This is a genomic window from Pectinatus cerevisiiphilus, assembly GCF_004341685.1.
In the GTDB taxonomy this organism is placed as follows: Bacteria; Bacillota; Negativicutes; order Selenomonadales; family Selenomonadaceae; genus Pectinatus; species Pectinatus cerevisiiphilus.
This window is the reverse complement of the sequence record NZ_SMAA01000021.1, coordinates 25,232-36,084: the sequence shown is the minus strand read 5'-3', so window position 1 is coordinate 36,084 and position 10,853 is coordinate 25,232. Positions and strand designations below refer to the sequence as shown.

The following is a 10,853-nucleotide window of genomic DNA, read 5'->3' as shown; positions in this document are numbered from 1 at the left end:
ATTACCTCAGGTTATATTTTTGATTAGACACCTAAATCATAACACGAGGTCACTATGGATTTTTATCTGTTCAATTTCATTTTACAATTAACCATCGAAAAAGGTTGGTAATAATATGGAAATTATTCGTGATAGGGATATCGCAGCGATTTTACCACGCTATACTTGCTATGGCGACAGAACAGTTATTATTGACGCGGAAGGCCATGAATCCGCTTATTCGTTAAAACCTGCTACCCTTTTGGCAAAAATCGGTTCAAGAAATTGCAAAGATCTGCGTTTATTGCGAATCTGGGCTAGGAAATATACTTACCAGCGTTTATGGATTCCATTGGGCTTCAGCTGGGAGCTTGTGCTTATTCCGATGCGGGTCAGGGATTCTAAAATAAACGGTGATACTACAATCGGTTATTTTAATTTTGTATATATAAACCGTTTGGAACAAGAAGACAGCCAGGTATGTATTATTATGGAAAATGGTTTAAAATTCCCCATTCTTTGGGGACTGACCACTGTGCGGAAACATTTAAAAGACGCGATGCTGTTGCACTCTATGCTCACCCATAATTTAGATGATATGCTTTGGTCAAGACTACACCGGGCAACAGGGCTTCATCTCACCTCTAAAAAATAAAATCTTCAAGCAGCTTTTTAATTTTTCCCATTCATAAAAGAAACAGAAACTGTATTTTTATTTATGATTATAAGCTATAATATATCCTACATAAAGGAGCTGTAAGATTTTGAAAAAAAGTATTTTAATCACCAGCATGACAATGCTGATGATGCTTACGATTGCACCGGTATCGTTTGCTTCGTCAAAACCCAATATTGTAATTCTGGCTACCGGTGGAACAATAGCCGGCAGCGCATCATCCGATACAGCCACTACTGGCTATAAAGCAGGTGCTATCGGTATTGATACCCTGATAAATGCCGTACCGGAGGCAAAAAATTATGCCAATATTTCCGGTGAACAATTATGCAGTATAGACAGTAAGGATATGACTAGCCAGATTTGGTTAAAATTGGCGAACCGTGTAAATACCTTACTGGCGCAAGATAATGTCGATGGTATCGTTATAACCCACGGTACTGACACACTTGAGGAAACAGCCTATTTTTTAGATCTCACAGTAAAAAGCAATAAACCAGTGGTCTTAGTTGGGGCAATGCGTCCGGCAACAGCTATCAGTGCTGACGGGCCGATGAACCTTCTCAATGCAGTGCGGGTTGCCGCTAATAAGCAGGCTGTAGGAAAAGGTGTTTTGGTAACAATGAATGATGAAATAAATTCCGCCCGCGATGTAACCAAGACAAACACACTTACGACAAGCACCTTTAAAGCTCCTGAACTGGGAGTGCTCGGCTATATTGAAGATGGTACGCCGGTATTTTACCGTGAATCGACACGCCGCAATACGATAAATAGTGATTTTTCTTTGGAAAATGTCATGAATCTGCCCTATGTCCCCATTATTTACAGCCATGCAGATGGTGACAGCATCCTTATCGACGCGGCAGTAAAGGCTGGTGCACAAGGAATTATTTATGCAGGTACCGGCAATGGCAGTGTGCATAAGACTGACGAAGAAGCATTGGCAAGGGCAGCAGCTGCCGGTATTATAGTGGTAAGAAGCTCCCGTGTTACTAATGGTGCCGTAATCCAATCTGAGCAATCATATGTTGACGAACATTTTCTTAACGGTGGTACACTAAACCCACAAAAAGCGCGTATCTTACTACAGTTAGCTTTAACTAAAACGCATGATCTCAATAAAATACAGACTATGTTTAATGAATACTGATTTGTAATATATTATTATATGATATCAACTCTCCCCCAATAAAAAACACCTTATGGAATAGCCAATAACAAGGCTTGTCTCCATAAGGTGTTTTTATTTTTTCCATTTTTATAAAATGGTCTGTTACAAATTTTCTAGCAAAGCTGACACCAATAATCTGTAATGCCACGGGCAATGGCTGCGGCTATGGTCTCTTGCTGACTGACGAGTAATAAGGCATCATCCGCATTATCAATAAAAGCTGTTTCCACTAATACCGCAGGCATTGCTGTACAGCGAAGCACCGCCAAGTCAGGTCGTATCTTGATACCACGGTCAGGAATAGTTTGGTCAAGCTTTTGCAGAGTGTCGACAAGCTGTTTTTGGATAGCCTGCGCTAAAATCCCCGCATGGCTGTCCCATACATAACAAAGCGTTTCTATGCCGCGGGCAACGGTATTATAACTGTTGCAATGCAATGAAACAAATACATCAGCAGCCCAGCTGTTGGCAGCCGAACAGATATTCGGTGCCGGTGGTGCTTCCCCGCAAAGGTTATCACTTTGCAAAAGCCGCACTATACAACCAGCATTTTTCAATTTTCCTTCTAATAAATTTCCCAACGAAAGCGCAATATCACATTCTTGGAGATGCAATACCCGATTTACGGCACCGCTGTCTATTCCCGGCATGTGTCCCGGATTGATGAATACTTTCATATTAAAACCTCCTCAATTATATTTTCATATCTATACATGCCACGACAAAAGGATTTTACTATATACAATTATTTTTTGTATTTTACTGATATACAGGCATGTATATATTGAGGAGGTGAAAAAATGTTTTTACCAGCGCGGGAGGATATAGGCATAAGCGCCACAATATCAATTACTGGTACAATTTTCTCCTATATGACAGGTCAGTTTGACAAATCAATGGAAGCGTTGCTACTCATGATGGCACTTGATTACCTGAGTGGTATCACTGCTGCCTGCATATCGCCAAACCAAGGCTTAGACAGCCGCATAGGTTTACGGGGGATATGTAAAAAGGTCATGATACTGCTTATGGTTGCGGCTGCCCACTTTGTAGATTATGCTGTCGGCCAGGAACAGGAGCTTGTGCGTACGATGGTAATTTATTTCTTCGTAGGCAATGAGGGACTGTCTATTTTAGAGAATGCCGCATCAGCAGGGTTGCCTATCCCCCAAAAGTTAAAAATAAGATTCAAGCAGTTAAGCCAGAAAGAAAAGGAAAAATAATAGTGACCGGTATTTGTATTTTTCCTGAGTTAGGGCATGTATAAGAGTGAAAGGGGGAATGAAAAATGGCAACAGTGAAAAAGGATCTAAGCACAAGCCTTATAATTAAGGTAGAAAACGGTATTACTGAAAGCGGCAAAACAAAATACGCGCAGCGCAGTTTTTCCGCGATCAACCCGGCAGTAAGTGATGATAATCTGCTCAATGCCGGCACGGCAATCGGTGCTTTGCAAGCACACACTTTAGGCACAGTAGTGCGCCAGGATACGTGTACTCTAAGCCAGGAGTAAGCCACGTAAAATCAATAGATAAGGAGGTGGAAATATGGCTGTAACAAAAAATCTGCAAATGGTATTTACCCTTGCCGATGGGAAAAAACTGACTTACAATCTGGCTGATCCTAAGGATGACGTTACCAGAGCGCAAGTAGAGTCAACAATGACCAACATGATAACAAATAATGTCGTCATGAAGGACAGTGTGGCCGCCACAAAAATTGATGGTATTTACGTCAAGACTGTTGAAAATATTGAGCTTTAAGAAAATCCCATACTGAAAATAAATTTACTATACTAAAGAGCCCTCCCCAAATTAGACTTAAGAGCTAATTTGGGGAGGGCTTATTTATTGACTGTAAAACGCAAAAAATGACTGTAAAAAAATGGGAAACCCATCTTCCTACAGTCATTTGAGTGGTTATAAAACCAAGACTCACTTGATGCGTCTAACTAAGATATTAGGTGTTATGTCCAATAGCACCGCCAAGAACGGCACCGATAGCTGCGTTAGTAATGGTATGCTGCGTTTTGCCAGACTTTGCTTCCTGTCCAGAAATAGCACCAGCAACACCACCGATAATAGCACCGGTTGTTGCTTTACTATAAGCAGGAGCAGTTTCAGCCGCATTGCTCAAGGATTTTACTCCAGGAAGCGGTTGTACGGAAGAGGACTGTGTAGGGGTTCCAATTCCTATCGTTCCAACTGCAAACATAAAAACAAACATAAAAGGAATTATTTTCTTCAAAATCATTCTAATCACATCCCTTATTCATTTTAACGAAACATTAATTTCTGTATTTTCACATCAAGTGAGTCCAACTCTATATGGCAGTATAGCACGTTGTTAATATGTTGGCAACTTATCTCAAAATGATCTTTCTAAGCTCAGAAAGTGCCTTCTTTTTACCCGCCGCTACCGCTTGTTGCGATATGCGCAATATACCAGCTGTCTCTTTTTGGGTATACTGGAGTATGATGGTATATTTTATGATCAAACGTTGCCGAGAAGAAAGCTGTTGCAGTGCAGCCAGTAGGGAATGCTTAGCTACTATAGCATTTTCGGGAGACGCAAAAGTCAATTGTGTTAAAAAATTTTCTGCGGTATCGCTGCTGTCAGTATACAATTCACGCTGCCAATTACGGCGATGTTTCTTAAAAAGCGTATACAGATCACCATTAATCTTTGCTTTGACATAACCGGCGAAAGGCACACCTGCCCGCCGGTCAAATTTACGAAAGGCTTCACAAAAGCTCAAAACAGCTTGCGCGTAGGCTTCTTCTTGGAGTGGCCGCAGATAATTTTGGGAAGAGGCTTTACGCAGAAAGCCCTGATAGTTTTTAAACAATTCTTCAAAATCTTCAAGAGTATTTTTTTCGTTTTTATACATTTTCTCACCTTTTGGTGAGAAGCCGGCTTCTCGTATTTTGCGCTTCATCCAGCATAATGTATAAAATCTTTTGCTACAAAATCGCTCTTATAGTCTGAAAATACGGAAAATTTATTTTAAGCAAGCACATCCATAAATTCAAATTGGGGAGATGGACAAATTTCTTAATTTGTCTATCTCCCCAAAGATGAATCATTTATAAACTAAAGGCTTATACTTTTATTTTAAAGATACATTTTTTTACCTTGCTCTTTAAATCAACATGAACCGCTGTTCTGTGCGCATCCTGTGGATAACATACCAAAAAGTCACCAGCATGGAGCATGTTGACCCCAGCTTGTGCCTGTCCCTCAAGAACAAGCATATCTTTCGCAGCATCATAAGGTTTTTCCTGCATATTTTCAGTAAAGCTTACATCAATACGTTCCTGCCCTTCCATAAGGACATGCAGATCAATGTATTCTCTATGTGCTTCCCAAAAACGTTCTGCTGCAAGTTCTGTTTCATATTCTGCTACATTGACAAATATTTTCTTTCCATCAATAACATAAGATCCCGGTTTTTTAGCAATAAGATCATTTTCTGCATAATACTTGAGACAAAGTTTCACGGTTCCGGGTAAATCCATCTTTCCTACATCAGCAATATTACCAAAAATCATTTTTCTTCCTCCACTCAAATATTATCAATCATCCGTATAAGACACAAGCTCATATTTTGCCTTGGTATCTAATTCTTCTGCCGTCATATTGAACACAGCATCGAGCAGATAGTTTCGGAAAGAAGCATTGCCGTCCATTTCGCCCATGCGGCTAGCAGCTACTTCCCCGGCAATTCCCATCGTGCAAAAGGCTGCGGCTACTGCTTCCAATAAACTGTTTTGTGTTTTTTTAGCAGCTGTCACATATGCCGCGGTTAGAACAGAAAGCATACAACCGCTGCCTGTTATCCTGCTCATCAACGGGTGTCCGTTCTTTATGGCAAAGGCTTTATCTTTATTGGCAATAACGTCTATCTCACCGCTTATAGCTATGATAGTACCCCATGCTTCGGCAAGTTTTTTGGTAAAGCTGAAATATTCCCAAAGATTATCATCATTTACCTTGTCAGCAGCGTTGGCATCTACGCCATGGGTTAGGCTGCTGCCATCACTGAGTGCTTTTATTTCCGATACGTTACCGCGTACAACAGTGATCGGCAACTTTCCGATAAGTTCTGCCGCTGTCTGCGTACGCAGCGGTGAAGCTCCTGCACCAACAGGGTCAAGCACGATAGGATGGTCAAGCTGGGCAGCTTTCTTGCCGGCTAATATCATAGAAGCTATGGTATTGCTGTTTAATGTACCTATATTAAGGGTAAGTCCGCCGCAGATTGCCGTTATAGCTTCCACTTCCGCCTGATCGTCTGCCATTATCGGTGACGCACCGCAGGCCAATAAAATATTGGCACAATCATTAACTGTTACATAATTTGTGATATTGTGAATAAGAGGTGCCGTTTCATGCACTCCTTCTAAATATTGTCCTAACAAAAATACCCCTCATTTCAGAAGTTTCTAAATTCATCTTAATTATAGCATACAAAGCTAAAAAATCAATTGGATAGCGCCCTGCTTAAGGACTTCAGGCTCCTGCTTTACAGGTCATGTGATTAGTTATATAATATAGTTGATAATTATTGTGCGGACATTGTTCTTTATATTTTTTAAATATATCACAGATAATTAAAATTTTTATATATTTTTTTGGAGGTGCTATTTTTTGGCAAAGGAACTGCAAAAATTGCAGATTATTCCCTTAGGGGGACTGGGCGAAATTGGGAAAAACATGACGGTGATCCGTTACGGGAATGAGATAATCCTCATTGATGCCGGACTCATGTTCCCGGATGAAGATATGCCGGGGATTGATCTTGTTATTCCTGATATTTCGTATCTGGTTGAAAACAAGGATATTATTAAAGCAATTGTGCTGACCCATGGGCACGAAGACCATATTGGCGCACTGCCCTACATCTTACGGCAGATAAGTGCTCCTATTTATGGAACAAGACTGACACTCGGTATTTTAGAAGGTCGTCTGAAAGAAAATAACGTTGATGCCAGCAATCTTCATCCTGTAAACCCTGGTGATATCATCAATGCCGGCTGTTTTAGTGTAGGTTTTATTCATGTTAATCACAGTATTCCGGATGCTACCGGCTTATCGATACGCACACCGCTCGGCATGATCGTACATACTGGTGACTTTAAATTTGATTATACACCTATTGACGGTAAAATGACTGATTTTCGTGCTTTTTCCGAACTGGGCAATCGCGGTGTACTGGTAATGATGGCAGACAGCACGAACGCAGAACGGGAAGGCCATACCCCTAGTGAAAAGACTGTCGGTATAGCTTTTGACAAAACGTTTCGCAACGCCCGTGACCGTATTATCATTGCGACTTTTTCTTCAAATGTACACCGTATCCAGCAAGTAATGGATAACGCTGTAAAGTATCACCGTCATGTGGCGATACTGGGGCGCAGCATGATAAACGTCGTCACCATTTCATTGAAGCTCGGTTATTTGAATGCTCCAGAAGGACTTATTATTGATATAGATGAAATTAATAATTTCCCTTCAGAACAGATAGTCATCATAACCACTGGCAGCCAGGGAGAACCTATGTCAGCGCTTACGCGTATGGCTATGTCAGATCACAGGAAAGTTGGTATCGTTCCAGGTGATACTATCGTTCTTTCAGCTACTCCTATTCCCGGCAACGAGAAGCTTGTCGCCCGCACAATCGACAATCTCCTCAAGCTTGGCGCCAATGTCATTTATGGTAGGGATCAAGGCATTCATGTATCCGGCCATGCCAGCCGTGAAGAGCTGAAACTCATGCACAATTTGGTTCGCCCTAAATTTTTCATCCCAGTACATGGTGAATACCGTCATTTGGTAAAACATGCCCAGTTGGCAGAAGAAATAGGTATGGATCCCGATCATATCTTTATTGCGGAAAACGGCAATATCCTCGAATTCACACGTGACAAGGGTGCCATTGTCGGCAAAGTACAGTCCGGCAAGGTATTGATTGACGGTCTTGGCGTAGGTGATGTCGGTAATATTGTACTGCGTGACCGCAGACAGCTTTCCCAAGACGGCATTATTATTGTCGTCATGACTATGGATAAAGAAAAATCTTGCATTGTATCAGGTCCTGATATCGTTTCACGCGGGTTTGTATATGTCCGCGAATCGGAAGAGCTTATGAACAACTCTAAAGAACGTGTGGCTGCCAGCATTAAAAAATGCTTGGAAAATAAAGTCACCGAATGGTCTGCATTAAAGGCCAATGTTCGCGAAACACTTGGTCGTTATCTCTATGAACAGACCAGACGCCGGCCGATGATACTGCCTATTATAATGGAAGTTTGATTAAAATAAATTTCCCTGCATAATTGGGAATAAGTAAAAAAGCACTCCTGCCAAATTGGGCAGGGGTGCTTTTGGTTTCTGCTTTTTTAAATTAAATCCATCAGGTTTTTGCCACCGGCGGACAATGTTTTCCTATTTATCAAGACAGCATTGCTATCAAGGGTGGGTAAATAATTTATTTTTAAGGCATTAATTATTTCTATCGGTTTAATACTGCCGAGCGGTGAAACTTTTATCGCCGCTAGGACGACATTATCGGCTTCGCCAGCAGTTAATGCGGACGCTAAAAATTGCTTAATATCTATTTCTTTTTTTATGATCCGTCCTTTTTTAGCGCCCTTACCTTGTTTCTCCCGTACAAAAATAAGTGTTGGAGCAGCATTGAATTGATCGATGGTAGCTTGCAATTCATCGGCAGTAATATCGTCAGGGAATTTCATTTCATACAAGGCCGTATCCACTAAGGCATTCATGGACTGATGGCGGCCGCTGGTTATTTCTTTTGCCCTGAGCAGTTTCATTCCTGCGGGCAGAACAGCTTTGAGTTTATCAAAAAACTCTGGCTGGCAGATATTATTGGTCAGTTCTACATCGGCATATTCGGCATCAGCGGTGACACCGACAGCCATTGCGGAGGCGAAAGAAACCTTCATATGCGGATTAAAACCTTCGGAGTAAGCTGCTGGCAGCCCGGCTCTGCGGATTGCCCGTTGCAACAGATTTGCATAATCCAGATGAGAAATATAGCGAAGTTGTTCTTCTTTAGTTATCTCAATACGAAATACAGTCATTTATTCCCCTCCCAGTCTATTATCCCAACATCGAGCGCCTGGCAGATACCGCAGCCCGTACAGGAAGAACGGCGGCAATCATGCGTCAGTTCCTGCTGCATGGCTTTGTTCCATTCATTTATTAAAAACTGTTTTTTTACACCGGGTGTGGTGTGTTCCCAAGGCAGTTGTTCATCAAAATCACGGGTACGCAGGTTATATTGGCTGGTATCTATGCCTTCCTCTGCAAAGGCTTCCTCCCATATAGGAAATTTAAACATTTCACTCCAACCGTCAAATTTTGCTCCTTTTTTATAAGCTCTATAAATGACTTTGGACAAACGCCTGTCACCGCGCGAAATGATACCTTCTAAAATACTGGTAGACGAATCATGATAATTAAACTGGATGGCACGGTTATTGATATGTTCCTTTAAAATCTGCTGCTTGCGTTTAAATTCAGCTTTGCTGTTTTGTCCAAACCATTGGAACGGTGTAAATGGTTTCGGCACAAAGCAGGATACACTGACGGTCACCTTGACATCCCGACGTCCTTTTATTTCTTTATAAAGCGCAACTACTTTTTCGGCGAGCGTAGCTATGCCGATTACATCCTCATCTGTTTCAGTGGGCAGTCCCATCATAAAATACAGTTTTACAGTTTTCCAGCCATGTTTAAACGCGGCAGAACAAGCCTTGAGCAAATCTTCTTCCGTAACGCCTTTGTTGATAACATCACGCAACCGCTGTGTGCCGGCTTCGGGCGCAAAGGTAAGACCACTTTTACGTGTAGTCTGTAATTTATGGGCAATATCAATAGAAAAGCTGTCGATTCGCAGCGAAGGAAGAGAAAAATTCATCTTTTCCCCTGTATAGTCTTCAGTCAAATCATCAATAAGCACAGGCAGGCACGAATAGTCCGCCGAACTTAAAGAGGTCAACGACATTTCATCATAGCCAGTGTTGTTGATCATTTTTTTTGCCAAAGAACGCAGTCTTTCACTGCTCCGTTCACGTACCGGCCGATAGGCAATTCCCGCCTGGCAGAAACGGCAGCCGCGGCTGCAACCGCGAAACAACTCCAGCATAAGTCTGTCATGAACGATATTTATGTATGGTACTATTGGTTTTTCTACAGTCAGCACATTTTCCATATCTTTAACAACACGTTTATTTATTGTCGTGGGAATATCATCATAAAGAGGTGTCAAACCTTTAAATAAGCCATTTTCATAATAGTCCGCACGGTAAAAAGAAGGAACATATATGCCGCTGATGGCAGCCACACGATGCAGGAATTCTACTCTGTCATGTGTTTTACTCTGGGCCTGCCATTTGATATACGCATCGGCAACCTCTAAAATAACCTCTTCGCCCTCACCGATAATAAAAAAGTCAAAGAATTCGGCTATTGGTTCTACATTATAAACGCAAGGCCCGCCGCCAATAATAAAAGGCATTTCGGCTGTGCGGTCTTTGCTGAAGATGGGAATTCCTGCCAAATCAAGCATGTTAAGTATGTTTGTATAAATCAGCTCATACTGGAGTGAAAAACCGATGAAGTCAAATTCTTTCAATTCTCGAAAGGATTCCAGCGTATAAAGGGGAATATTGTTTTCCCGCATTTTTTCTTCCATATCGGGCCAAGGCGTATATACCCGTTCTGCGGCTATATCGGTACGGCTGTTTAAGACTTCATACAAAATTTTCAATCCCAGATTGGACATGCCGACTTCATAAACATCAGGCATAGATAAGGCAAAACTACAGGAAATTTTATTGTAATCTTTATGCACGGCGTTAACTTCGCCGCCTGTATAACGGGCTGGTTTACTGACTGCCTGCAAAACAGCCGGTGAAAGTTTTATCATTCTTTTTCTTCCTATTCTCTATAGACTGCCGCCCCAAACAGGTCGCCATAAAAGACTTCCCCTGTTGC

General features: G+C 41.6%; 13 protein-coding genes. 6 read left to right on the top strand and 7 right to left on the bottom strand.

Annotated elements, in window-relative coordinates:
* Positions 1–115 precede the first annotated feature (115 nt).
* Together EDC37_RS11120 and EDC37_RS11115 are read left to right on the top strand one after the other, a co-directional pair.
* Positions 116–634 carry a hypothetical protein gene (locus EDC37_RS11120; protein ID WP_132551337.1) on the top strand — a complete coding sequence of 173 codons (519 nt, stop codon included), beginning with the start codon at positions 116–118 and terminating at the stop codon, positions 632–634.
* Positions 635–743: 109 nt separating this feature from the next.
* Positions 744–1,808, top strand: a complete 1,065-nt coding sequence (locus EDC37_RS11115) for a type II asparaginase (protein ID WP_279388552.1) — start codon at positions 744–746, stop codon at positions 1,806–1,808.
* A 134-nt stretch (positions 1,809–1,942) separates the two neighbouring features.
* Here the strand turns inward: EDC37_RS11115 and EDC37_RS11110 are convergent, their stop codons facing one another.
* Positions 1,943–2,506, bottom strand: coding sequence for an N-acetylmuramoyl-L-alanine amidase family protein (locus EDC37_RS11110; RefSeq protein WP_132551335.1), 564 nt, complete (start codon positions 2,504–2,506; stop codon positions 1,943–1,945).
* A 123-nt stretch (positions 2,507–2,629) separates the two neighbouring features.
* Here EDC37_RS11110 and EDC37_RS11105 point away from each other — a divergent pair, with 123 nt between their 5' ends.
* From EDC37_RS11105 to EDC37_RS11095, 3 genes are all read left to right on the top strand, one after another.
* A complete protein-coding gene (locus EDC37_RS11105; RefSeq protein ID WP_132551333.1) occupies positions 2,630–3,052 on the top strand; it encodes a phage holin family protein in 423 nt (140 codons plus the stop codon).
* Between the two features lie 65 nt (positions 3,053–3,117).
* Positions 3,118–3,342, top strand: coding sequence for a DUF1659 domain-containing protein (locus EDC37_RS11100; protein ID WP_132551331.1), 225 nt, complete (start codon positions 3,118–3,120; stop codon positions 3,340–3,342).
* 34 nt (positions 3,343–3,376) lie between these two features.
* On the top strand, positions 3,377–3,592 hold the full coding sequence (locus EDC37_RS11095) for a DUF2922 domain-containing protein (protein ID WP_132551329.1): 216 nt from the start codon (positions 3,377–3,379) through the stop codon (positions 3,590–3,592).
* 196 nt (positions 3,593–3,788) lie between these two features.
* On the opposite strand, the gene EDC37_RS11090 is transcribed toward EDC37_RS11095, so the two are convergent.
* From EDC37_RS11090 to thiM, 4 genes are all read right to left on the bottom strand, one after another.
* On the bottom strand, positions 3,789–4,082 hold the full coding sequence (locus EDC37_RS11090; protein WP_132551327.1) for a glycine zipper 2TM domain-containing protein: 294 nt from the start codon (positions 4,080–4,082) through the stop codon (positions 3,789–3,791).
* Positions 4,083–4,191: 109 nt separating this feature from the next.
* A complete protein-coding gene (locus EDC37_RS11085) occupies positions 4,192–4,719 on the bottom strand; it encodes a sigma-70 family RNA polymerase sigma factor (RefSeq protein WP_165874513.1) in 528 nt (175 codons plus the stop codon).
* Between the two features lie 211 nt (positions 4,720–4,930).
* On the bottom strand, positions 4,931–5,380 hold the full coding sequence (locus tag EDC37_RS11080) for a NanQ anomerase/TabA/YiaL family protein (protein WP_132551323.1): 450 nt from the start codon (positions 5,378–5,380) through the stop codon (positions 4,931–4,933).
* 24 nt (positions 5,381–5,404) lie between these two features.
* Positions 5,405–6,250: a hydroxyethylthiazole kinase gene (gene thiM / locus EDC37_RS11075; RefSeq protein WP_132551321.1), complete on the bottom strand. Its 846-nt coding sequence runs from the start codon at positions 6,248–6,250 to the stop codon at positions 5,405–5,407.
* Positions 6,251–6,479: 229 nt separating this feature from the next.
* Here thiM and EDC37_RS11070 point away from each other — a divergent pair, with 229 nt between their 5' ends.
* Positions 6,480–8,144: a ribonuclease J gene (locus tag EDC37_RS11070; RefSeq protein ID WP_132551319.1), complete on the top strand. Its 1,665-nt coding sequence runs from the start codon at positions 6,480–6,482 to the stop codon at positions 8,142–8,144.
* Positions 8,145–8,230: 86 nt separating this feature from the next.
* Here the strand turns inward: EDC37_RS11070 and EDC37_RS12640 are convergent, their stop codons facing one another.
* Together EDC37_RS12640 and EDC37_RS11065 are read right to left on the bottom strand one after the other, a co-directional pair.
* Positions 8,231–8,935: a TIGR03936 family radical SAM-associated protein gene (locus EDC37_RS12640; RefSeq protein WP_330998858.1), complete on the bottom strand. Its 705-nt coding sequence runs from the start codon at positions 8,933–8,935 to the stop codon at positions 8,231–8,233.
* On the bottom strand, positions 8,932–10,785 hold the full coding sequence (locus EDC37_RS11065) for a TIGR03960 family B12-binding radical SAM protein (RefSeq protein ID WP_330998859.1): 1,854 nt from the start codon (positions 10,783–10,785) through the stop codon (positions 8,932–8,934). Before EDC37_RS11065 ends, EDC37_RS12640 begins: the two co-directional genes overlap by 4 nt.
* Positions 10,786–10,853: the final 68 nt, after the last annotated feature.